Origin of the sequence: Streptomyces spinosisporus, from assembly GCF_022698145.1 — a bacterium.
GTDB classification, from domain to species: Bacteria; Actinomycetota; Actinomycetes; order Streptomycetales; family Streptomycetaceae; genus Streptomyces; species Streptomyces spinosisporus.
The window spans coordinates 293,752-316,765 of the sequence record NZ_JALDAX010000011.1 but is presented as its reverse complement, the minus strand read 5'-3'; the positions used below and the strand labels follow the sequence as shown (position 1 = coordinate 316,765).

The 23,014-nt window shown below is 69.6% G+C and carries 17 protein-coding genes and 1 pseudogene; 9 read left to right on the top strand and 9 right to left on the bottom strand.

The window, feature by feature from the left end; all coding sequences use genetic code 11:
- Positions 1 to 611, top strand: a 611-nt coding sequence (locus tag MQN93_RS27865; RefSeq protein WP_242711723.1) for a TetR/AcrR family transcriptional regulator, incomplete at its 5' end; no start/stop codon positions are given.
- 44 nt (positions 612 to 655) lie between these two features.
- Here the strand turns inward: MQN93_RS27865 and MQN93_RS27860 are convergent.
- The 3 genes from MQN93_RS27860 to MQN93_RS27850 all read right to left on the bottom strand — a co-directional run bounded on the left by MQN93_RS27860 (position 656) and on the right by MQN93_RS27850 (position 4,477).
- On the bottom strand, positions 656 to 1,255 hold the full coding sequence (locus tag MQN93_RS27860; RefSeq protein WP_242711722.1) for a transglycosylase SLT domain-containing protein: 600 nt from the start codon (positions 1,253 to 1,255) through the stop codon (positions 656 to 658).
- Positions 1,256 to 1,445: 190 nt separating this feature from the next.
- Entirely contained in the window at positions 1,446 to 3,302 is a 1,857-nt protein-coding gene (locus MQN93_RS27855; RefSeq protein ID WP_242711721.1) for a glycoside hydrolase family 2 protein, read from the bottom strand.
- A gap of 158 nt (positions 3,303 to 3,460) precedes the next feature.
- Positions 3,461 to 4,477 carry a LacI family DNA-binding transcriptional regulator gene (locus MQN93_RS27850; RefSeq protein WP_016432859.1) on the bottom strand — a complete coding sequence of 339 codons (1,017 nt, stop codon included), beginning with the start codon at positions 4,475 to 4,477 and terminating at the stop codon, positions 3,461 to 3,463.
- Between the two features lie 219 nt (positions 4,478 to 4,696).
- On the opposite strand from MQN93_RS27850, the gene MQN93_RS27845 reads away from it, so the two are divergent.
- From MQN93_RS27845 to MQN93_RS27810, 8 genes and pseudogenes are all read left to right on the top strand, one after another.
- Positions 4,697 to 6,016 (top strand): ABC transporter substrate-binding protein, encoded by a 1,320-nt coding sequence (locus MQN93_RS27845; protein WP_242711720.1) that lies wholly within the window; start codon positions 4,697 to 4,699, stop codon positions 6,014 to 6,016.
- A gap of 27 nt (positions 6,017 to 6,043) precedes the next feature.
- Positions 6,044 to 6,961, top strand: coding sequence for a carbohydrate ABC transporter permease (locus MQN93_RS44265; RefSeq protein WP_016432861.1), 918 nt, complete (start codon positions 6,044 to 6,046; stop codon positions 6,959 to 6,961).
- Complete coding sequence (locus MQN93_RS27835; RefSeq protein ID WP_016432862.1) at positions 6,961 to 7,866, top strand: carbohydrate ABC transporter permease; 906 nt, start codon at positions 6,961 to 6,963, stop codon at positions 7,864 to 7,866. Before MQN93_RS44265 ends, MQN93_RS27835 begins: the two co-directional genes overlap by 1 nt.
- Positions 7,863 to 10,211 carry a glycoside hydrolase family 31 protein gene (locus tag MQN93_RS27830; RefSeq protein WP_242711719.1) on the top strand — a complete coding sequence of 783 codons (2,349 nt, stop codon included), beginning with the start codon at positions 7,863 to 7,865 and terminating at the stop codon, positions 10,209 to 10,211. Before MQN93_RS27835 ends, MQN93_RS27830 begins: the two co-directional genes overlap by 4 nt.
- A 185-nt stretch (positions 10,212 to 10,396) precedes the next feature.
- Complete coding sequence (locus tag MQN93_RS27825; protein ID WP_016432864.1) at positions 10,397 to 10,906, top strand: universal stress protein; 510 nt, start codon at positions 10,397 to 10,399, stop codon at positions 10,904 to 10,906.
- 168 nt (positions 10,907 to 11,074) lie between these two features.
- A complete protein-coding gene (locus MQN93_RS27820; protein WP_242711718.1) occupies positions 11,075 to 12,991 on the top strand; it encodes an N-acetylmuramoyl-L-alanine amidase in 1,917 nt (638 codons plus the stop codon).
- A 108-nt stretch (positions 12,992 to 13,099) separates the two neighbouring features.
- The gene (locus MQN93_RS27815; protein WP_016432866.1) at positions 13,100 to 13,963 is read left to right on the top strand and encodes a trypsin-like serine peptidase; all 864 of its coding nucleotides are present in this window, start codon (positions 13,100 to 13,102) and stop codon (positions 13,961 to 13,963) included.
- 234 nt (positions 13,964 to 14,197) lie between these two features.
- Positions 14,198 to 15,382: pseudogene (locus MQN93_RS27810) on the top strand (MFS transporter); the annotation flags it as partial.
- Between the two features lie 6 nt (positions 15,383 to 15,388).
- Here MQN93_RS27810 and MQN93_RS44415 read toward each other — a convergent pair.
- The 6 genes from MQN93_RS44415 to MQN93_RS27785 form a co-directional block, all read right to left on the bottom strand.
- Complete coding sequence (locus MQN93_RS44415; RefSeq protein WP_372504469.1) at positions 15,389 to 16,207, bottom strand: DUF4436 family protein; 819 nt, start codon at positions 16,205 to 16,207, stop codon at positions 15,389 to 15,391.
- A gap of 300 nt (positions 16,208 to 16,507) precedes the next feature.
- A complete protein-coding gene (locus MQN93_RS27805) occupies positions 16,508 to 17,941 on the bottom strand; it encodes a cellulose binding domain-containing protein (RefSeq protein WP_242711717.1) in 1,434 nt (477 codons plus the stop codon).
- Positions 17,942 to 18,006: 65 nt separating this feature from the next.
- Positions 18,007 to 19,536 carry a beta-N-acetylhexosaminidase gene (locus tag MQN93_RS27800; protein ID WP_242711716.1) on the bottom strand — a complete coding sequence of 510 codons (1,530 nt, stop codon included), beginning with the start codon at positions 19,534 to 19,536 and terminating at the stop codon, positions 18,007 to 18,009.
- A gap of 58 nt (positions 19,537 to 19,594) precedes the next feature.
- Positions 19,595 to 20,434, bottom strand: a complete 840-nt coding sequence (locus MQN93_RS27795; RefSeq protein ID WP_242711715.1) for a carbohydrate ABC transporter permease — start codon at positions 20,432 to 20,434, stop codon at positions 19,595 to 19,597.
- Complete coding sequence (locus MQN93_RS27790; protein ID WP_372504467.1) at positions 20,431 to 21,423, bottom strand: carbohydrate ABC transporter permease; 993 nt, start codon at positions 21,421 to 21,423, stop codon at positions 20,431 to 20,433. The genes MQN93_RS27795 and MQN93_RS27790 overlap by 4 nt, the downstream gene beginning before the upstream one ends.
- A 68-nt stretch (positions 21,424 to 21,491) precedes the next feature.
- Positions 21,492 to 22,760: an extracellular solute-binding protein gene (locus tag MQN93_RS27785; protein ID WP_443744618.1), complete on the bottom strand. Its 1,269-nt coding sequence runs from the start codon at positions 22,758 to 22,760 to the stop codon at positions 21,492 to 21,494.
- Positions 22,761 to 23,014: the final 254 nt, after the last annotated feature.

Sequence of the window (23,014 nt, the reverse complement as noted above, 5' to 3'; positions counted from 1 at the left end):
CCGACCACCACGCGGCGCGCTCGGCAGCGACCGTGGCCCAGGTGCTGTCCGCTCTTCAGGAGCTCCTCGATTCGGGTGAGGCCTTCTCCGAGATCAGCGTGCAGCGGATCCTGGAGGAGGCGGGCGTCTCCCGGGCCACGTTCTACGCGCACTTCCAGAGCAAGGCGGACGTCCTTCAGCGGCTCGCCGGCAAGCTGCGGGAGTCACTGCTCGCGCTGGCGCAGCAGTGGGACCCGGCGGCCGGCGTCGACAGGCTCGCGGAGTTCTTCGAGGAAGTGATCAGGATCCACCGCGCTCACCAGAGCGTGATCACCGCAGTCCGCGAGGCAGCGGCCTACGACTCCACAGTGGACGATTTCTACACGGCCGACCTGGAGGGCTTCGACGAGACGGCCCTACGGTCCCTGCTCTCCGACCAGGCGGCCGGCCTGACCCCGGCTGACGTCGACGCCGTCTCCGCAAGTCGCATCATCGTGTGGGGAGGCGCCCAGGCCATCGCCCACCACATCCGCGTCGACGACGGCACCGGCGACATCCCCTTCGCCCGCGAACTCGCCCAGATCTGGTGGTACGGCGCCTACCGTCGCCCCAGCGGAAACCAGGGAAGTTAGTCAACGCCCGTACGGGTCGAGGGAGTCAGCAGTGGCCGTAGCGCTCATTCCGCCGCGGCCTCACGCGACCCGCCACCCTTCCCCAGGGTCGAGGCGGCCCGGCCCTGATTGGCCCTGAAACGGCGCAGATACGACCGCGCCATGGGCCCCGGCGGCACACCTCGGGCGAACGCCCGCATGTTGCGTTCGCCCGCGTTGTAGCCGAGGGCGAGCAGTTCGTCGCGGGTGTAGCGGCGAACGTGCCGCTCGGGCAGGCTCCGGTCGAGGTCCTTCAAGTACAGGGCCGCGGCATGGATGGCGAAGGCGGGGTCGTCGCGAAGGTCGTGCCACTGCTTCGACAGGCCGTACGTGCTGCGGATCTGCTCGAACGTCGCGCGGTGCATATTGCCCACCCCGAACGACGCCCCGGGCTTCCACCACTGCCACAACCGCTCCAGCAGGGGGTGGTGCGGCTTGTACGCCTCGTTGTACAGCACTGTCATCACGAGCTGGGGCGATACGCCGGTTTCCGCGGCGCTGCGCAGCACACATCCGGTGTAGTCGGCCGGGTCGTAATGGCCGGGGCGCAGCGGCGGAGTCGGGGCTTCGCCGCCGTCCTGCGCATCCGGTCCCGGCCGCGGCACCGCCGCCGTTGGATCAACCATGCCCGCCCCGCCCCTCTCCTCGCGTGAACCTGCACTCCTCGTGCCCACGCGATCCGACCTCAATCAACGGCGGCTCCCGATCGCCAGACCGCAAGGCCACCAGGCCGCGAAGCCGCAAGGCCGCCGGGTCACCGAGCCACCGGGCCACCGGGCCACCGGGCCACCGGACCACCAGCCCCCCGAACTCCCCCTACCGCTCCTCGACAGCAGCCCGCCGCTCCTGCGCCTCCCTCACCCGCGTCACGTCCAGCTTGCTGCTCCGGTCGAAGCGGTAGATCCCGTTGTGCTCCTGGAAGACGTCCGTGAGCTGGGTGTAGCAGTAGCCGAACATGTCGGGATCGTGCAGCAGCACTCCGGTCAGTCCCGCGAAGCGCTCGTGGAACTCCTCCTCGTCGCGCGGGCGTTGGCCGTATCCCCAGGAGACGAGCCGGTCCTCCCCCGCTGCCTGTGCTTCGTCGGGGTTCCACCAGATGCCGCCGAACTCGCTGCAGAAGTAGGGCTGTCCGCGGTAGGGGACGGACCACGTGGTGTTCGGTGCTTCATCCTGGGGGTTGACGAAGGGGGCGTCCTTGTCCAGTCCGCTCATCAACTCGCCGAAGACGCGCGGATCCTGTTCGTAGCAGTGCGAGTCGTAGATGTCGGTCTCCGGGACGCGGTGGGCGTAGCCGGACGCGTCGAGGACGGGCCGGGAGGTGTCGGCGGCCTTGGTGGCGAGGAACATGGCTCGTGTCACGTCGTCCAGGACGCTCTGGCGGTCCGTCAGTTCCTGTCGCGTCTCGTTGAGCGGGCACCAGCCGATGATGGACGGGTGGGAGTAGTCGCGCTCCACGGCTTCCAGCCACTGTGCGACGAAGCCGCTGGTGGGCTGCTGGTTGTCGCCGCTCACCGGACCGGTGTTCCCGCCCCAGTCGCCGAACTCGCCCCAGACGAGATAGCCCAGACGGTCCGCGTGGTGCAGAAAGCGCTCCTCGAAGACCTTCTGGTGGAGGCGGGCTCCGTTGAAGCCGGCGGCGAGGGAGAGTTCGATGTCGCGCACCAGGGCGGCGTCGTCGGGAGCGGTCATCAGGCCGTCGGGGTACCAGCCCTGGTCGAGGACGAGGCGCTGGAAGACTGGCTCGCCGTTGATCAGCACGCGCTTGCCGTCCACTGTGACCGACCGCAGGCCGGCGGTGCAGACGGCGGTGTCGACGACCCGGCCGTTCGCGTCGGTGAGTTCCAGGGACAGCTCGTAGAGGTGCGGGTCGTTGGGCGACCACGGCCTGCGCCGGTCCTCGGGCACGGGCAGGACCAGGCGCGCCGCGAGATCCAGCCCGGCGTCGATGCGGCTCTCGGCGACCGGGCCCTGGGCGTCGCGCAGTTCGGCCCGGACATGGTGGCCGGTGCGCCGGCCGTTGAGCGGCACCTCGACGTGGAAGCAGCCGCCGGCCAGGTCGGGGGTGATCCGGGGGCGCTTGAAGTGGGTGTCGGCGACCGGTTCCATCCACACGGTCTGCCAGATGCCCGTGGTGCGGGTGTAGACGCAGCTGTGGTTGGCGTATTCGGTGGACTGTTTGCCGCGTGCCTGCGGACCGGTGGCCGTGTCCCTGGCGCGTACGACGATGGTGGTGTCCTCCCCTGGTGACACGATGTCGCCGAGGTCGGCGCTGAAGGGGGTGAAGCCGCCGCTGTGCCGTACGACTTCGCGTCCGTTGACCCACACGGTGGCGTCGTGGTCGACGGCCCCGAAGTGCAGTACGGCTCTGCGTCCGGCCCAGGTGCCGGGGATGCGGACGGTGCGCCGGTACCAGACCGCGTGGTGGAAGTCCGTGTCGCCGATGCCGGACAGCTCCGACTCGGGGCAGAACGGCACGAGGATCCGCTCGGGCAGTTCCCCGTCGACCAACCCGCGCTCCAGTCCGCTGTCGCCGGGGTCACGCGCGAACTGCCACGGGCCGTTGAGGTTCAGCCAGTCCTCGCGGACGAATCCCGGGCGGGGGTATTCCGGCCGCGGAATCCGCGAAGCCTCGGACGCGGTGCGGGGCAGGGGCTGCGGAACGGACGTGGCCATGCGCTCTCCCGGATCGGACCATCAGGTCGGGCAGTTGCTTCGCAGCAGCCATCTCAGCATCCGTTTACAGCGCTGTAAATGACCTTCCCAAAAATGATCGCAGCATGCTTCGGGGTCGCCCATGAACGAGCCCGAGGCCGTACGCGGCATGAGGCAGGTCAGTGAGCCACGGCCGGGGCGCTCTCGCGGAGGACGAGTGAGTGCTCGACGACCTCGTGCCGGCCGAGGCCGTCGTAGCCCTCGATGCGTTCGATGAGCAAGTCCAGTGCCCGTCTTGCGAGTTGTTCCTCGTCGGCGCGTACGCAGGTCAGGCTGGGGCGTACGACCGAGGCGACCGCGCTGTCGTCCCACCCGGTGACCGCGACGTCGTCGGGCACCCTGATGCCCCGTTCGGCGAGGGCGCGCAGCGCGCCCAGGGCGGTCAGGTCGTCGCGGCAGAAGATCGCGTCCGGGGCCATGCCCTCGTCGAGTGCGGCGCCGAGTGCCGCGGCCGCCGAGTGCGCGTCGGCCACCTGCCCGGGCACGATCAGCGAGGTGTCGACGGGGAGCCCGGAGGCTTCCAGGCCCTGCTGGTAGCCGATGAGCCGCTGCCGCGAAGTCTCGCTGGGGGCCGACTGCTTGGCGCACGCGAAGGCGATGCGCTGCCGCCCCAGGGCGGCCAGATGCTGCACCACCTGCGCGGCCGCGGCGATGTTGTCGATCCTGACGTGGTCGAGGGTCAGCGGCGCGGTGTTCTCGCCGAGCAGCACGAGCGGCACCTCCCGCCGGTGCTGGGCGATCTCCGTGGAGGTCAGCCACACGGGCTGCAGCAGCACGCCGTCGACGATACCCGCCTCCTCCGCCGAGAGGATGGCGCGCTCGGCCTCGGGGGCGCCGCCCGACTCCTCCAGCAGCAGCCGGTAGCCGCGTTCGGCGGCGGCCTCGGCGATGACGTGCGCGAGTTCGGCGAAGTAGGGGATGCGCAGGTCGGGGAAGGCCAGGGCGAGCATGTTGGTACGGCCGGTGGCGAGGTTGCGTCCGCGCAGGTTGGGCCGGTAGCCGAGCTCGTCGATCGCCTGCTGCACGCGGGCCCGTGTGCTCTCGCGTACGTGCACGAAGCCGTGGACGACGTTGGAGACCGTCTTGGTCGAGACACCGGCGTGCCGCGCGACATCGCTCAGGCGGACGTTGGGCACTTGCGCCTCCTCGGGTGGCTCGGGGTCCGCGACGCGGCGGAACACCCCGTCACCTGCGCACGGACCCTACCCAAACCAAGGCCCCGGCGAGGGGCCTGCAAATAGTAAGTCACGCCTGTTGACACTCAAATTTACAGCGCTGTAAATTCGCGGCCACTCTACTCCCACCGGGCTCATGCGCCCCCAGGGATGCGTGGACAGACCGCTGGAGGCCACGAGGTGACGATCAGACCAGGGCGCCCCACGACGCGAGGTACCGCACGACTCAGCCGCCGCCGATTCGTCGCGGCGGCGGGCACCGGGACCGCGCTCGGCACACTGGGACTCGGCGGATGTGCGAACACCGGCCCAGAAGGCTCCACGACGACCATCCGCTTCTACGAGCAGAAGCAGGAAGTCATCGCCTACTTCGACAAACTGCTGCGCAGGTTCGAGAAGCGGCGCCCCGGGGTCCGGGTGGACCACGACGACACCGTGATCATCGCCCCGCAGTTCGTCCGCGACGCGCCCGCCGACGTCGGCTGCTTCAACAACAACCTGGAACTCGCCCGCTACATCGAGCGCGGAGTGCTCTCCGACCTCTCGGACCGGCCGGCGTCCAAACACATCAGGAAGAGCATCGCCACCCTCGCCGAGCGGTACGCCACCTACCCGGGCCGCACCAGCGTCCTGCCCTACTCCCTGGCCGCCGCCGGCGTCATCTACAACAAGCGGATCTTCGCGAAGCACCAGTTGCCGGTGCCGACCACCTGGTCCGAACTCCTCGACGTGTGCAAGGAGTTGCAGGCCGCCAAGGTGACACCGATCTACGCGACCAACAAGGACACCTGGACGATCTGGCAGGGGCTCTTCGACTACTGCGCGGGCGGCCTGGTCGACACCGCCTCCTTCTACGCCCGCCTCCAGGAACAGGGCACCGACGTCGGCCCGCACTCCCCCGTCTCGTTCCAGAAGAACTTCGCCACCGCCATGGAGCGCGCCCGCACCCTCACCCGGTTCTACAACCGGGACGCCGCCACACGCTCGTACTCGGACGGCAACCTCGCCTTCGGCAAGGGGCAGGCGGCCATGTATCTCCAAGGGCCCTGGGCGCTCACCCAGATCGCCGCGGTGGATCCGCACCTGGAACTCGGCACCTTCCCGCTGCCCGTCACCGACCGGGCACGCGACCGCAAGGCCAGGGTCAACATCGACCTGGCGCTGTGGATCCCGACCGGCGCCCGACACCCGGATCTGGCCGCCGAGTTGGTCGACTTCCTGATGCAACCGGAGATCATCGACGCCTACAACCGCGACAACCTCGCCTACGGCGTCACCGAGGACGCACCGGCGGCCACGGACCCGCGCCTGTCCGGTCTGCAGCCCTACGTCGACTCGTCCGCGTTCTACCTGGGAGCCGGCACCTTCGTCCCGAACTCCATCCCCCTCGGCAACTACCTGCAGAGCGCCGTGGCCACCGGCGACTTCGAAGCCATGCTCAAACGGCTCGACAGTGACTGGCGGCGATTCGCCATCCGCTCCTCGGCGACGTCCCACTGACCGAGCACACCGCATCGAGGAGACCCCGTGACCGTGCCCTCGCCCCTCCCCCGGCGCGCACCCGACACACCACGTCCCGGCCGCCGCCACCGCGTCGAACCCATCTACTACTGGTTCCTGCTGCCCACCCTGCTGCTGTTCACCGCGCTGGTCCTCGCCCCCGCCCTGGTCGGCATCTTCTACAGCTTCACCGACTATGTGGGCTTCGGATCCTGGCAGTTCACCGGCCTGACCAACTACATCGCCGTCTTCTCCGACCCCTCCATCTGGTCGTCCTACAAGTTCACCATCGGCTTCGCCCTGGTCACCGTCGTCCTCACCCAGACAACGGCCCTGGCCCTGGCCGTGGGCCTGACGCAGCGCATCCGGTTCCTGACCACCCTGCGCAGCATCTTCGTCATCCCGATGGTGATCTCCGGCATCGTCGTCGCCTACGTCTTCAACTACCTCTTCGCCAATTCGCTGCCCTCCGTCGCCGGTGCCGTCGGGTTCGGACCACTGGAGCAGAGCATCCTCGGCGACCCCGACCTCGCCTGGGTCTCCATCGTGATCGTCTCCGCCTGGCAGACGATCCCGGGCGCCCTGCTCATCTACATCGCGGGCCTGCTGTCCATCCCCGACGAGCTGTACGAGGCAGCCGCCCTGGACGGAGCATCGGCCTGGCGCCGATTCAGATCCATCACGCTGCCGCTGATCGCCGGCTTCGTCGTGATCAACACGATTCTCGGCATCAAGGGATACCTCAACGCCTACGACATCATCGTGGCACTCACCAACGGCGGGCCCGGGACGTCCACCAGCAGCGTGGCCATGACCATCTTCACCGGCTACACGGGCGGGGACTACGCCTACCAGATGGCCAACGCGACGGTGTTCTTCGTCCTGACGGTCGTGGTCTCGCTGCTGCAACTGCTGGCCACCCGCGGAAGGGGACTTCGACTCTGATGACCGCCACGCTCCCCACGTCCGACCCCGGCACCCGGCGGCGCCCACCGCGCACCTCCGCCGTCCGCGTCCGCCGCCGCGGCACCGACGCCCCGAACCGTCCGGTCACCGTCATCCTCGTGGTCGCCAGTCTGGCGGTGCTCGTCCCGCTGTACGTGACCGTCGCGATGGCCCTCAAGTCCCCCTCGCAGGCGGCACAGGGCAACGCCTTCGCCCCGCCGTGGCCGATCGACCTGCACAACTTCGCCTCCGCCTGGCGTCTGACGCACTTCCCGACGTCCTTCGCGATCTCGGTCGCGGTCTCCGCGGGAACCGTGCTCGGCACGCTGGTCCTGAGCTCGCTCGCCGCCTACGCCATCGCCCGCAACTGGGACCGGCGTCTGTTCCGCTGGTCGTTCTTCTATCTGCTCGGGGCGATGTTCCTGCCGTTCCCCGTGGTGGCACTGCCGCAGATCAAGCTCACCGCGCTGCTCAGCATCGACAATCCGGTGGGCGTCACGCTGCTCCACATCGTCTTCCAGCTCTCGTTCAGTGTGCTGCTCTACAGTGCCTATCTCCGCTCCGTCCCCGCGGAGTTGGAGGAGAGTGCGCGCATGGACGGCGCCTCCACCGGGCAGATCTTCTGGCGCATCATCATGCCGTTGCTCGGGCCCATGAACGCCACCGTCGGCATCTTCGCCTTCCTCGCCTCCTGGAACGACTACATGCTGCCCTCGCTCATCACGGCGGATCCGGGACTGCAGACGCTCCCGGTCGTCCAGAGCATCTTCCAGAGCCAATTCGGCACGAACTACAACATCGCCTTCGCCTCGTACCTGATGGCGATGGCACCGACCGTGGTTGTCTACTTGTTCTCCCAGCGATGGGTGATCAGCGGAGTGACCCAAGGGGCAGTGAAGCAATGACAGCACTCGGCAAGATCCCGGCCCGCCCTCAGGCCCCGGACTCCTCTGTCCTGCGCGGTGACAAGTGGCGCGTCACCGTCCTGACCGATGGGCTGCTGCGCCTGGAGTGGTCCGACGACGGCGCGTTCGAGGACCGCGCCTCCAGCTTCGCCCTCCATCGCGACTTCGCCACACCGCGGTTCACCGTCCGCGACGGCGAGGCCCTGGAGGTGTCCACTTCACGGTTCCATCTGCTGTACGACCGGCGTGAGTTCAGCGCGAACGGACTGGTGGTCACCTCACCCACGGGCGGCCGCTGGCACTTCGGGGAGCACCTGGACAACCTGGGCGGCACCGCGCGCACGCTCGACGACGCCGACGGACGTACACCGCTCGACAACGGTGTCACCGCTCGGGGCGGCATCGCCGTCATCGACGACTCCGCGTCCTTCCTCTTCGACGCCGAGGGATGGATCGCCCCGCGTGAGCCCGGCCGGGTGGATCTGTACGTCTTCGCCTACGGCCGCGACCACACCGCGGCGGTCAGGGCGCTCTACGACCTCTCGGGCCACCCGCCGGTGCTTCCCCGCTGGGCCCTGGGCAACTGGTGGAGCCGCTACCACGCGTACACCTCGGACGAGTATCTGGAGCTGTTCGACCGCTTCGCCGCCGACAACCTGCCCTTCTCCGTCGCCGTGATCGACATGGACTGGCACCGCGTCGGCTCCGTGCCCGCGCAGTACGGAACCGGCTGGACCGGCTACTCATGGGAGCGGAGCCTCATCCCGGACCCGCCGGCGTTCCTGGAGGAGCTCCACCGCCGTAGCCTCAGAACCACCCTCAACCTCCACCCGGCCGACGGGGTGCGCCCGTTCGAGGATGCCTATCCCGACATGGCCCGCGCGGTCGGTGTCGATCCCGCGTCCGGGGCGACGATTCCCTTCGACCTGACCGACCGCACGTTCCTCGACGCCTACTTCCGCATCCTGCACCACCCGTTGGAGGACCAGGGCGTCGACTTCTGGTGGATCGACTGGCAGCAGGGCACGACATCGCGGGTCCCCGGCGTCGACCCGCTGTGGCTGCTCAACCACTTCCACTTCCTCGACTCCGGCCGCGACGGCCGTCGTCCCATGGCGTTCTCCCGCTACGCGGGCCCGGGCAGCCACCGCTACGGCGTCGGCTTCTCCGGCGACACCGTCGTCTCGTGGGCCTCCCTGGACTTCCAGCCGGAGTTCACGGCCACCGCCGCCAACATCGGCTACAGCTGGTGGAGTCACGACATCGGCGGGCACACGCGAGGTGTCCGGGACGACGAACTCGCCACACGCTGGCTCCAGTTGGGCGTGTTCTCCCCCATCCTCAGGCTGCACTCGGCGAACAATCCCTTCATCCGCAAGGAGCCCTGGCAGTTCCCCCTCGAAGCCCGGCAGGCGATGGGCGAGGCGCTGCGTCTCCGGCACCGGCTGGTGCCGTATCTGCACACCATGAACCACCGCGCGGCCGAGGGTCTGCCCCTGGTGCGTCCGATGTACCACCTCGAACCGGACCGCGAGGAGGCCTACCAGGTCCCCAACCAGTTCTCCTTCGGCAGCGAACTGATCGTCGCCCCCATCACCTCGCCCCGGGATCCCGTGACGCTGCTCGGCTCCGCCACCGCGTGGCTGCCGCCGGGCACCTGGACCGACATCTTCACCGGCACCGTCTACAGCGGCGACCGCCAGGTCGAACTGCACCGGGACCTGGCCGGCGTGCCGGCCCTGCTGCGCAGCGGCGGCATCCTCCCCCTGACGAGCGAGGAGGACCTGGACGCCACCCGCAATCCCGAACACCTCGAAGTTCTCGTCGCGCCGACGGACAGCGGAGCCTTCACCCTGGTCGAGGACGACGGTCAGGGCGACGGAACGGACCTTCGTACGGTCACCACGCTGCTGGAGTGGGACGCCGACCGGGCCCGGCTGACCATCGGCGCGGCCGAGGGTCCGGCAGGCATCGTTCCCGCCGCACGCACCTGGACCGTCACCTTCCTCGCGGATCTGCCCTCCGGACCGCCCCTGATCGACGGGCGACCGGCCGAACTCACCGGCGAAGCAGGGCGGTTCAGCGTCACCGTGCGGGCCGACACGACGAGCGCGACGACCGTCGAGGTCAAGCTCACGGCTCCGGTGAGCGCGGATCACGCCACGGCGAACATCGAGCGCATTCTCACCGCGGCCCAGACGGACAACCCACTCAAACTGGAGATGTGGCGCGTCGTCACCTCGGCACAGCCCCTGTCGGCGAAGATCGCCGCACTCCACGCACTGCACCCGCCGGCTCCGCTGCTCGGCGCGGTCGTGGAACAACTGGCCGCGCAAGCAGGCTGAGTCGTACGCGGGGGCGGCAGCACCCGGGGCGGTTCCGACACCTCACGCGGCGTCCATCGGCTGCGTGCCGGGACACGATCGAGCGCGTATCGTGCGCGATCACGACACTGAGCGGGGGCCGGCACAGTGAGTTCGTCCCGGCCTCCGGCGACCGGAGCCGAGCGTGAGGCCGGAGGCTGAACCGTATGACCGTCGTCGTCTGGATCGTCGAGGGCACCTGGCCCGCCTGTGTGGACGCGGCGCGCGCCCACACCCCCGACGGATCGGAGGTCGTACTGCTGCATGTGGCCGACGAACAGCTCCCGGCCATCGCGCACGGTGCGTTCGCGGGGCTGCTCGGACGCGGCCACCCGGAACAGGATCCCGGAACCCGGGTGGAGCAACTCGCCGCCGAAGCCGGGAGCGAACTGCTGCAGCAGGCGGCCGACCGGCTCGGCCGCCCCTGCACTCGCGTCGAGCGCACCGGACGTGTCGAACGGGAAGTGGTCGCCGCTGCCGAGGACGCGGAGCTGCTGATCGTGGCCCGCGACGGCAACCGCAGCCGCCTGGGACCCAAGAGCCTGGGCCATCACGGCCGCTTCGTCGTGGACCACGCCCCCTGCCCGGTGCTGCTGGTCTGGCCGGAGGACGCACCCGGACTGTCCAGCATTCCCGCACCGCCGCCGCATCCACCGCACCCGCCAGGGGTGCGGTGAACCTTCAAATCACCTTCAACCGACCGAGGTTGACGCCGGTTCGCTCGGAGGAGGATCATCCACACCCGAAGTGGCGAGGACCTGGCCACACCGAGGCCCGCAGCCCTGCGTGCACCGGCCCGGTCGCTCCCGCTCATTGGACTCTCTTCAGCTTCGGGGACTGTTTTCATGACCACTAGAGATGCCGGGCACGGGGACGCGTCGCGGCGCCGCCGTCGTGCGCTGATCGCCGCGAGCGCGCTCGTCGTCGCGGGGGCGATGGCCGTTCCGGTGACGGCACTGGCCACCGACGACTCCGACTCACAGGCGACCACTCTGGCCGAGGACTTCGCGAGCGCGGCCGACGAGTACCAGGTCCCGCGCCAGGTGCTGATGGCGGTGGCGTACCAGGAGTCGGCCTGGGAGACACATTCCGGGCAGCACAGCACGGACGGCGGCTACGGTCCGATGCATCTGACGGACGTCACGCCCGCCATGCTGGCCGCCGGTGACGCGGGCGCGGCGGGCCGCGGAAACCTGGCCTCGATGGCCGCGGATCCCGCCCTGCACACCCTCCGGGCCGCGGCGAAGCTCACCGGCCTGTCCGCCGAGGAGCTGCGCACCGATCCGGCCGCCAACATCCGCGGCGGCGCTGCGCTGATCGCCTCGTACCAGAAGAAGACCACCGGCCACACCTCCGCCGAACCCGGCAACTGGTACGCCGCCGTGGCCCGGTACAGCCAGTCCACCCAGCGGCAGGGTGCCGCGGCCTACGCCGACCGGGTCTACGCCACGATGAAGAAGGGCGCCGCCCGCACCACGGCGGACGGCGAGCGCGTGACCCTGAGGGCCGACAGCGAAGTCAGCCCGGCCACTGGCCAGTTGGCCGACCTGCGTCTGAAGTCGGCGGCGGACACGGACGTCGAGTGCCCTGCCACCGTGGACTGCACCTTCGTCCCGGCGGCGCCGTCCAACGGCCAGGTCTCCGACCGCCCTGCCAACGGCATCCGTATCGACACCATCGTGATACACGACACGGAGAGCTCCTACGACGCCGCCATCTCCGCCTTCCAGACGGCGGGCGGCAGCGCCGCGCACTACGTCATGCGCTCCTCCGACGGCGCGGTGACGCAGATGGTGCCCACGAAGGACCTGGCCTTCCACGCGGGCAACTACTCCACCAACATGCACTCGATCGGCATCGAGCACGAGGGCTACGCCGCGCACGGCGCCACCTGGTACACCGAGGCGCAGTACGAGGCCACGGCCGACCTCGTGAAGTACCTGGCCGACCGGTACGACATCCCGCTGGACCGTCAGCACATCATCGGACACGACAACGTTGCCGGTCCGACCTCGTCCCTCGTCGCCGGCATGCACTGGGATCCGGGCCCGTCCTGGGACTGGAACCACTTCATGAACCTGCTCGGGGTGCACACCGGACGGCACGGGGTCGGTCCCGTCGGCTCGGTGGTCACCATCGCTCCGGGCTTCGCGCACAACAAGCAGACGGTGCGGATCTGCCCCGACGACGACCCCACGGGCGCCACCACCGAGTGCACCGAGACCAGGCAGGCGTCCGACTTCGTCCACCTGCGCACCGCACCCAGCGCAGACGCCCCGCTCTTCGGGGACCAGGCGATCCACCCGGACGCGGCCGGCACGGACCGGATCAACGACTGGGGCAGCGCCGCTCAGGCGGGGCAGCAGTTCGTCGTCGCCGACCGGGACGGTGACTGGACCGCCATCTGGTACAGCGGCTCGAAGGTGTGGTTCCACAATCCGCACGGCCGCAACACGGTCCGCGCCCACGGCGTGCAGGTGATCAAGGCCGCCGGCACCTCCCCGGTCGCGGTGTACGGCTCCAGCTACCCCGACGCCTCCGAGTACCCCTCCGGCCTGTCCCCCTCCACCCAGTCCCCGCTGAGCATGTACACCGTCCCGCCCGGCCAGGCCTACGTCGCCACCCGGCCGCCGGCCCTCACGGACGACTTCTTCCCCTCCAGCGGCACGGTCGTCACCGGCGCCAAGCCGATGTACACCATCCAGTACAACCACCGCGTCGCGCTGGTGTACGCGGCGGAGGTCACGGCCGGGGGCAGGTAACTCCCTACTGCAGCCCACGTCACGAGCGGGGCCGTTGACTCAGGCATATGCCGTGTGACGGACCCCGCTCGAGTGGTCGGCACACCAGCCCCCGCCTACCGTGGACCCATGCGGCTGAGAGCAGTCGGACCCTGCGCCCTCGCCCTCGTCGCCGCGGTGTCCGTGCTGCCGGGCAGACAGGCCGCGGACACCGTGGCAACGGTGACGTACAGCGAGGCGGACCGCAGGCAGGCCCTGGAGTACTGGACCGCCGGACGTATACGGCAGGCGGGTGCCTCACTCGACGAGGGCGCGACGCCCGCGGATCAGAAGGTCTGGCGGGGTCCGCGGATCGCGTCGATCGGACGGCTCTTCTTCGTGAACGACAAGGGCGAGGACTCCTGGTGCACCGCCACGTCGGTGCCCGCGAGGAATCACTCGGTAGTGCTGGCCGCCGCCCACTGCGCGCAGGTCCCCGCCTCGCCCGGCAACCATCACATCTCCCTGGTCTTCGTCCCGGGCTACGACAAGGGCGCAATGCCGTACGGGGCTTTCGCCGTCAGGGCGTTCACGATGCCCCGTAGCTGGGAGACGGACGACGCGTACGACGTCGCCGCACTCGTCGTGGATGCGCGGGCGGGACGCCGGCTGGCGGACGTGGTGGGTACCCAGGAGGTGGCCTTCACCGGCCGACCCGGCGGGAAGGTCACCGTGTTCGGATATCCCGGCACCCGGCCGCAGCGCGGCGAGGAGCTGATGTCCTGCACCGCGACAGCACGACCGTCGCGCCACCACGCCCAGGAAGTCCCCTGCGACATGGGAGGCGGGGCAAGCGGAGGCCCATGGCTGGCGCACTTCGACGGTGCGCGGGGCACGGGCACGGTGACGGGCGTCACCAGTTACGGCAACGACGCCACCGGTGACACGGCCATCGCAGCGGAGTATCTGGGCCCGCTCGCCCGGCAGGTGTACGACCGGGCGCAGGACGAGTGAGCCCGGCGGGCCACCGCTCGGCGGTCCGGGGCGCACGCGTCTGCGCCTAAAACACCTCGCGTGCCGCGCCGAGCGGGAGTTAGTGTGCGGGCAGCCGGTGACCCACGAGCTGCGAAGACAGGGTCGGTCGTCCGAGAGGTCTTCCCTGTGCCGTCCCCTTCTCCTGGTGTCTCTCGTTGCGTTCGACCTGTTGCCCCGAGCCTGTGGCGGCACCGCGACTTCCGCAGGCTCTGGATGGGGCAGACGATGTCCCAACTGGGCGAGCAGGCAAGCCTGGTGGTCCTGCCGCTCTTCGCCGTCCTGACGCTTCACGCAGGTGCCGGTCAGTTGGGCGCCCTGCGCGCGGTGGGGCAGGCGCCGATTCTGCTGCTCTCTCTTTTCGTCGGCGCATGGGTGGACCGGTGGCGGACGCGCACGCTGATGGTGCTGGCGGACTCCGGTCGGACCCTGGTCCTGGGTGCCGCCGCCGTGGCCGGGCTCCTCGGTGCACTCGGCATGCCGGCGCTGCTCGTGGTCGCGTTCGTCGTCGGGGCCCTGTCCGTGGTCTTCGACGTGGCGTATCAGGCGTCGTTGGTACGGCTTGTGGATCGAGGTCTGTTGGTGCGGGGCAACAGCGCGCTCGAAGGCAGTCGCTCCGCCGCGCAGATCGGCGGTCCCGCACTCGGCGGTGCCCTGGTGTCCGTGCTGTCGGCTCCGATCGCCGCGGCCTCCAGCGCCGTGTTCTTCGCGCTGTCGTTCCTGTCGATCCGCCGTATCGGGCGCGGCGAGTCCGTTCCGCAACGCCCTGCACGCCCTCCTCGGGTCTGGCGGCTGATCCATCAGGGGCTGCGCTTTGTCGCGGGAGACGTCTCGCTGCGCACTGTGTGTCTCGCGTCGGCCGCGTTCCAGTTCTTCTTCGCGGCCGTCATAACCGTCTATCTGCTCTTCCTGCCACGGGATCTGCACCTGTCGGGCACCGCCGTCGGACTGGCGCTCGCGGCGACGGGGCCGGGCGCGCTCCTCGGCTCGCTGCTGGCCGCCCGCCTGCCGAGTCGCTTCGGGTACGGCGTCGTGCTCGTGTCGGCGGCGGCGCTCGGCGACGGCGTGTTCCTGTTCGTGCCCGCACTGCACGGCCCGCCCGGTGCGACGGTTCCGGCGCTGCTCGCCGTCAACCTCGTCTTCGGGACCTTCGGCCAGCTGGTGAACGTCACGATCATGGCCGTACGGCAGACCGTCACACCGGACGCGATGCAGGGCCGCGCGGCCGCGACGATCAACTTCGTCGGCATGGGGCTGGCCCCGCTCGGCTCGCTCCTCGGAGGCTTCCTCGCCCAGACGTGGGGCACACGCACCAGCCTCCTGGTCTGCGCCGCAGGCATGCTGCTGTCGCCCGCGCTGATGGCCGTGTCCCCGCTCGCGCGCCTGGGGCGCACGCTCCCCGACACCTCACGCCTGCGGTCGTCGCCCCCGTACCCGCCAGGGGCGCGGCCGGTGGCGCACCCGGGGAGGGCGGAGCGTGCGGCGCTGCGGCGCTTCGGGGACCGGGCCGCCCGTCCGGTGTTCCACCAGGACCCCGTGGAGGACGAGCCAGGTGAGGCTCAGGGCGATCAGGGCCTCGGCCCAGTAGAAGGCGGCGTAGTCGAGCAGGCTGCCGTTGGGCGGGTTTCCGGAGGCCGCGTTGCGCAGGCCCACGAGGGCGAAGAGGCTGCCGGCCATCCAGCCCAGGGCACCCCAGACCAGCCCGCGGCCCTGGCGCACGACCAGCCAGCAGGCGACCACCACCGCGAGGGCCACCGTCCACATGGCGATGATCATGAACCAGGCGAGGATGAAGGTGCTCCGTGAGCGTGTGACGTGGGCGGTGACGGCGGCGACCCCGCCCTCGTAGCCGGTCCGGTCCGCCGTGATGGCGAAGTAGGAGTCCTCGTCGCGGAAGCGCAGCGTCACGGGCACCGTCTCTTGGCCGGCGATCGCGCCGATCACGAGGGAGGCGGTGTACCGGTCGAACGGGTAGTCCGACGCCGTGCCCTCGGTCAGGGGCACCGAGATCTCCTTCAGCCACGCCGTGCTGTAGGCCTTGAACCGCAGATCATTGCCGTCCGGCGCGTTGGTGACCAGCGTGATGTCCTTGACGGGTGATCCCTCGCCGTCGCCGAACCTGCCGTGCGGTGTGGCCGTCAACTGCAGTGTGGCGGTGCGTTGTTCGGGATCGGTCTGGCGTACGTCGGCCTCGATGTCGAGCCGGTCGCGCGGCGCCGCCTTCATGCCGACCGTGACGGCCTTCTGGCGTGCCGAGCGTTCGTTGAGATACAGCCCGATGCCGGCGCCGCAGACCGCCAGCAGGACGACGACCGCGACCAGGCCGTGGCGCCACGAGGGCGTGCGCGGGGAGGGTCGCTCCCTCGGGTGCCGGCCTCGTGGTCCCACAGTTCCTCGGCTTCCGCATCGGCCCCCGCTCGGCTCTCGGCCATCCTCGCCGAGCGGGGGCCGCCTCGCAGCCGGAGGGCCTCATGGTGGGTGAGTCCCGACCGGCGAGAGCGTCCGCGGCCGCGGTGAGTGGCGCCCCTAGCCGCCGGACACCGTGTCCTCGAAGGTGGTGCCCGCGGAGCGGTATGCGTTGATCTTCGCCGTGACCTGGGCCGGGGTCAGGACCTGGTCCTTGACGTGGAGGACGTAGTCGACCTTCTCGTCGTAGGAGCGGGGCGTCGTGCCGGTCTGGCCCGCGAGGTCGATCAGCCACTGGTTGAAGTTGATCGACATGGGCCGCTCGGGCAGGTAGGCGGCGTCATGGGTGCCGAAGAGCTGTCCGTCGATGTAGTACTTGATGGTGCTGTTGTCGATGGTCAGCAGCAGATCGTGCCAGCCGGCGTAGCTCTGCCGGCCCTCGGTGTGCTGGTTGACCGCCTGCCACGGGTCCGGGTTGTAGGTCTCCCAGGACGTCGTGTAGAGGATGTTCGACGGCTCGCCCCAGCCTCCGTTCGGCAGATACTCGAAGTCGTACTCCGAGTAGTCGTCGGCCATCGGTGCCTTGAGGTCGTTGATGGTGAAGAAGGTCTGGACGAGGTGGTCGCCGTCGGGGCCCGACACCGGTGCGTCGGAGAAGTTGACCCGTGCGGCGTAGGTGCCGTTCTTGAACTTCAGCGCCTTGGTGAGGACTTCGGTCTGCTTGGTGCTCTCCGCGGTGCCGGCGGTCGACGTCCGCAGGTTCATCACGGAGTTGCCGCCCGTGGTGGCGAAGGTGACGTTCTCCGGGGACCAGGTGGCGCCGGGCACTCCGGGCCCGCCCGAGTTGGAGCGGACGTTCCAGCCGTTCGCCGAGATCCTCGGGTCGCTGGAGGAGGAGTAGTTGAAGTCGTCGAACAGACTCTGCCCGTCGGCCGGGGGGTCCGTGGGCGGGTCGGTGGGCGGATCGCTCGGGTCGTTGCCCTCGGGGGCCGCGCCCCACACGGTGCTGCCCGACAGCTGGGCGGTGACCTTGGGCCAGTTGGCGTACGACGTCTGGGAGGCCCCGAAGGAGTAGTCGTCGCTCTGCTTGAGCGGCTGCCAGTCGGAGCGGTAGAACCGCAGCTGCATGTCGCCGGTGTCCGCGCCAGGGGCGAGCGTGCCCGCTCCTGAGGTGAAGCCGATGTCCAGGTAGCGGTCGGCCGTGGCGGTGGGGTTGGCCAGGGTGCCGAAGGTGCCGGTGATGTTGCCGCAGCCCTTGACCGCCCACGAGCATGCGAAACGGTAACTGGCGTTGCCGGAGTCGGACTTGAAGTAGTAGCGGACCTTGACCCCGGAGAGCTGGACGGTGCTCGTACCGGTGTTCTTGACCTTGATCCAGGGCTCGGCCTGGTCCGCCGTGGCGCCGGTGGCGCTGGTGCGGTACTGGACGGTCACGGGTTCACCGGCCGCCCTGGCCGTGCCGGACAGGGCGGCGAGACCGCCGGCCGCGGTGGCCATCGCCACCGCTGCTGCTGCGGCGACACGCCATCTGCTGGGGGTGGGATGCGTGTTCATGCTGTTCCTTCCGGAGGGGGTCTACCTTCGGGTGGGGGGTGCGGATCAGGGGTGGGGCGTGCGGATCAGGGGTGGCGGCTGACGTCGAGGGCGTCGAGGCGTGCGGTGTGCCCACGCAGGCGGGAGGAGAAGTCGGTCCACGGAGTGGGGCCGCTCCAGCTGCCGTCGGCCAGCGCGCACAGACGGGGGTAGGTGAGGTATTCGACGCGTTCTCGGGTGGCGGCGTACTCGGTCCACAGCTGGGCCTGAGTGCCCAGGACGCGCGCGGCGGCCTCAGGGGTGGCGCCCTCGGGTACGGGCTCGTAGCCGTGGGTGTCGCGCAGGCTGACGACGCCTCCCGGCTGGCCCGCCGGTTCGTCGGCCGCCGAACTCTGCGGATAGTCGAAGTACGTGGCGCGGTGGTAGGAGTTGATCACCTCGTGACCGCGGTCCGCGGCGGCGAGGGCGTGCGCGGGGTCGCGCCAGGCCATCACCGTGAAGCCGTCGGGCAGTTCGGTGCCGGTTTCGGCCCAGCCGACCGGCTGCCGCCCGTTGTGCGTCAGGTGCGCGCCGACCTGGCCGAGGAACCATCGGTGCAGCGCGGTGCTGTCGCTCAGTCCGGTCTCGCGCAGGCGGGTGGCGGCCACCGGGCTCCGTGCCCATTCGGTGAGGGGGCACTCGTCCCCGCCGAGGTGGATGTGGCGGGAGGGGAAGATGTCCATGACCTCGTCCAGCACGGTGCGGCAGAAGTCGAACACCTCGTCGTGGACTCCCAGGATGGTGTCGCACACTCCCCACCTGGTCCAGACGTCCAGGGCGCGGTCGGGGTCGTTGCCCAGGTGCGGGTAGGCGGCCAGGGCGGCCCGCGTGTGACCCGGCATCTCGATCTCGGGCATGACGGTGATGCCGCGCGCCGCCGCGTACGCGACGAGCCGGGCGAGCTCCGCCCGCGTGTAGGCGCCGCCGTGCGGCACGCCGTCGTAGCGCTCCCCGGTCGGGCCGATCAGGGACTCCAGGCGATGGCCGCCGATCTCGGTGAGCTTGGGGTAGGCGGCGACGGGCATCCGCCAGCCCTGGTCGTCGGTCAGGTGCAGATGGAAGACGTTGATCTTGTGCAGGGCGAGCAGGTCGACGTAGCGCAGCAGATACGGCAGGGGCTGGAAGTGGCGGGCCACGTCGAGCATGGCCCCGCGCCAGGGCCGGTGCGGGAGGTCGGTGATCTCCGCGCAGGTCAGCGACCAGGACGTGTCGCGTTGCGGCGTGGCCGACAGGGCTTCTACGGGCAGGAGTTGGCGGATGGTCTGCACACCGCGCAGCAGCCCGGTGACCTCCCGGGCCCGCAGCAGTACGGATTCCGGTCCGATCGTCAGCCCGTAGCCCTCGTCGCCCAGGCCGGTCAGGGCGGAGTCGAGGGCGAGGACGACGGCTCCGTCGGAAGCCGGCTCGAGCGGCAGCCCGGTGGCGGGCGCCAGGGTGGTGCGCAGCAGGTCGGCCGCCGCCTCCGCGCCCTTGCCGACGCGCAGGCAGGTGTCCGCGGTGAGGGTGAAGTGACCTGCCTTGAAGCGGGACTTGGTGGGGCGGGGCACGAGTGAGGTGTGCGGTGGGGGCGTGATCACTGACTGTCTCCGAGGGTCGCGTGTGGAGGAGTGCGCAGGGGCGGAGGGCGCGGGTGGATCAGCCCTTGACGGCGCCGGCGGCGAAGCCGGAGGTCACATGCCGTTGCAGGAGCAGGAACACGACGAGTGCGGGGAGTGCGAAGAGGGTGGAGGCGGCCATGGTGGCGCCCCAGTCCGTGCCGAAGACGTTCTGGAAGGAGGACAGCCAGACGGGCAGGGTGCGGCTGTCCTGGTGCTTGATGATCAGGAAGTTGGCGTAGGCGAACTCGTTCCAGGCGGTGACGTAGCCGAACAGGGAGGTGGCCATCAGGCCCGGGGCGAGCAGCGGGAAGGTGATGTGACGGAAGGCGCGCATACGGGTGCAGCCGTCGACCTGTGCCGCCTCCTCCAGCTCCTGCGGGATCGCGGCGATGAATCCGCGCAGCACGACGATGGTGAACGGCAGCGTCATCATGAAGTAGACGAGGGTCAGGGTGGGCAGCCGGTCGAGCATGCCGGTGTCGCGGGAGATGATGTACACGGGGATGATCAGTGCTTCCCACGGCGCCATCTGCGCGACGAAGACCAGCAGCATGAACTGGCGCCTGCCGCGCCAGCGCATGCGGGCGACGGCGAAGGACGCGCCGAGTGCCACGATCAGCGCGAGCAGCACCGCGCTCAGGGTCACGAGGATGCTGTTGCGCCAGAACAGTGCGAATCCGTCGGCGTCGACGGCGGTGCGGAAGTGCTCCAACGTCCAGGTGTGCGGCAGGAATTGGGGGCTCGCGGACTGGATGTCCCGGTTGGGCTTGAACGCGGTGGTGATCATCCAGTAGACGGGGAAGAGGCAGAGGACGATCGTCACGACGGCGGCCGCGTGCAGCGGGGCGCGTCGCAGGCGAAGTCGTGCGGTGCTCACAGGGCCTCGCCCTCCTGTCGGAACATCTGGCGGAAGTACAGGACGAGTACGGCGGCCATCAGCAGCACGCTGACCATCGAGGCCGCGGAGCCGAGGTCGTAGCGCTGGCTGGACAGGGCGGTCTGGACGGCGTAGACGGGCAGGATGGTGGTGGCGTCGCCCGGCCCCCCGTTGGTCATCACCCAGATCTGCACGAACGCCTTGAAGGTCCAGATGACTTCGAGAGAGAACACCAGCATGAAGATCGGGCGGATCATCGGGAAGGTGACCGAGCGGAAGATGCGGCCGCCCGAGGCGCCGTCGATGCGGGCCGACTCGTACAGCTCCGAAGGCACGGTCGTCAGCGCCGAGTAGAGGGTGATGGCCGCGAAGGGAACCGACTGCCAGACGATCAGCAGCACCAGGATCGTGAAGGCGGCCGGGCCGTGCGCGAACCACGGATAGCGGTCGAAGGAACTGAACCCCAGGTGTTTCAGGGACCAGTTGACGATGCCGAACTCGGAATGGAACAGCCATTGGAAGACGGTCGTTGCGGCGATGACCGGCATCGCCCAGGCTAGGACGAGTGCGCTGAGCAGGGCGAGCCGCCACCGGCGGCCGAGGCGTTCGATGAGCAGGGCGACCAGGGTGGCCAGCAGCATGATGAGGACGACGTTGACGGCCATGAACAGGAAGGTGCGGCGTACGACCTGCCAGAAGCGCTCGTCCGTCAGCAGTGTCTCGTAGTTGCGCAGGCCCACGAACTCGGCGTTTCCGCGGATGAGTTGACGCAGTTGGAAGTCCTGCAGCGAGATCAGGACGGCGCGGGCGAGCGGGTAGACGAGCAGATACAGCATGCCCAGGACCGTGGGAGCGGCCAGCAGGTAGGGCCATGCTCCCGCGCCCCGACGCCGGCGCACGCCGCCCGGCTCCTGCCGCACGGGGCGCGTCGTGGGCCGGCGGAGCCGGACCCGGGCCGGCGCCGCGCTGTGTTCCCGGGTGACGGACACGGCGTCCTCTCCTCTCGGTGCGGGCAGGGATGCCGGCGCCACGGGGGTGTGGCACCGGCCGGCACGGCTCAGGAGCCGCCCTTCATGGCGGCGGTGATCGCGTCGGAGCTCTTGGCCGCCTCCTCCTTTGCGTTGCCGCCGGTGAGCACCGCGGTCATGTAGTCCTTGATGGGGTTCTTGGCCTCGACGGCGGCCCAGCCGGGGGTGTTGGGGGTGGCCCGTCCGACGGCGGCACCCACGGCCATGGCGGAGGCGCCCGGGTCGGAGGCGACCGCGTCGGCCAGGGTGGTCTTGTTCGGTACGTAGCTCATCGCGGCGGCGAGCTTGCGCTGCCAGGCGTCGCCGGTGAGGTCCTTGACGAACGTGAAGGCGGCGTCCTGCTTGCCGGACGCGGCCGGGATGACGAGGTCGGAGCCGCCGATGAACACGGAACCGGGGCGCGCGGCGGTCTTGCCGGGAATCGGGAAGAAGCCGAGCTTGCCCTTGAGGTCGGGGTTGTTCTGGGTGACCACGTTGGCTCCGCCGGGTGTCGAGATGATCTGCGCCACCTGTCCCTTGGCCATGACCTCGGCCTGCGGCGGTTCGGCCTCGTCGGAGTCCTTGGGGCCCTTGCCGAGGGCCTGGAGCTTCTTGTAGAAGTCCATGCCGCGCAGCGCCTGCGGTGTGTCGAGGGTGCCCTTCCAGGTGCCGCCGGTGCGGGTGGCGAGGTCGCCGCCCTCGTCCCAGATGAAGCCGGCGAGCGCGTACCACATCTGGCCCGGCAGGTAGATGCCCTGGGAGCCGGAGGAGTTGAGCTTCTTGGTGGCCGCGATCCACTGATCCCGGGTCTTGATGGCGGCGGGGTCGACGCCGGCCTTCTTGAACAGGTCGGTGCGGTAGATCACGACGCGGTTGGCCGCGTAGTAGGGGATGCCGTACTGCTTGCCGTCGTACGCTCCCGGTTCGGCCAGTCCCTTGAGCCAGTTGCTCCCGCCGAGTTCATCGACCTTGTCGCTGAGGTCGAGCAGGCCTCCGCTCTGGGCGAACTGGGCGACCTGGGTGTTGCCCGTTTCGATGACGTCCGGGGCGTCGTTGCTGGCGAGTGCGGCGGTCACCTTGTTCCCGATGCCGTCCCACTCCTGGATCTGCACCTTGACCTTGATGTGCGGGTGGGCGGCCTCGAATCCCTTGACGAACTCCTTCTGGAACTGCGCGGAGATGCTGTCGCGCATGAGCCATACGTCGATCGTCGTCGTGCCGTCGGCGGAGTCGCCGGACGATCCGGAACCGCCGCTGCAGGCACTGAGGCCTCCAGCGATCACCAGCGCGGACACACCTGCAAGCATGCGGAGCTTCACAGTTCACCTCTGAAGGGAAAGCACCATACGAACTGACCAGTTGAGCAACTGGACAGGTGACCTGTCGGTGGTGGATGAAGGTGGCATAGACCAATAGAGGCGTCAACCCCTCGCGCTCGCACTGCTTTTGAGCGCAGAGCAGCCCCGGGACCCGGCCGTAGGCGAGGAGCGGCGTCTACACTGCACTTGACCAGTGGCGGTCAGTGGTAAAAGGTCAGGGACACTGGTCAGAAAACTGGTCAGGAAATTTCACG

Excerpts from the sequence above, each read along its gene's own strand:
- MQN93_RS44415 (WP_372504469.1), bottom strand. The coding sequence starts at position 16,207 with ATGAAGGCGGCGCCGCGCGACCGGCTCGACATCGAGGCCGACGTACGC.
- MQN93_RS27830 (WP_242711719.1), top strand. The coding sequence starts at position 7,863 with ATGACAGCACTCGGCAAGATCCCGGCCCGCCCTCAGGCCCCGGACTCC.
- MQN93_RS27855 (WP_242711721.1), bottom strand. The coding sequence starts at position 3,302 with ATGGCCACGTCCGTTCCGCAGCCCCTGCCCCGCACCGCGTCCGAGGCT.
- MQN93_RS27835 (WP_016432862.1), top strand. The coding sequence starts at position 6,961 with ATGACCGCCACGCTCCCCACGTCCGACCCCGGCACCCGGCGGCGCCCA.
- MQN93_RS27820 (WP_242711718.1), top strand. The coding sequence starts at position 11,075 with ATGACCACTAGAGATGCCGGGCACGGGGACGCGTCGCGGCGCCGCCGT.
- MQN93_RS27825 (WP_016432864.1), top strand. The coding sequence starts at position 10,397 with ATGACCGTCGTCGTCTGGATCGTCGAGGGCACCTGGCCCGCCTGTGTG.
- MQN93_RS27860 (WP_242711722.1), bottom strand. The coding sequence starts at position 1,255 with ATGGTTGATCCAACGGCGGCGGTGCCGCGGCCGGGACCGGATGCGCAG.
- MQN93_RS27815 (WP_016432866.1), top strand. The coding sequence starts at position 13,100 with ATGCGGCTGAGAGCAGTCGGACCCTGCGCCCTCGCCCTCGTCGCCGCG.
- MQN93_RS27805 (WP_242711717.1), bottom strand. The coding sequence starts at position 17,941 with ATGAACACGCATCCCACCCCCAGCAGATGGCGTGTCGCCGCAGCAGCA.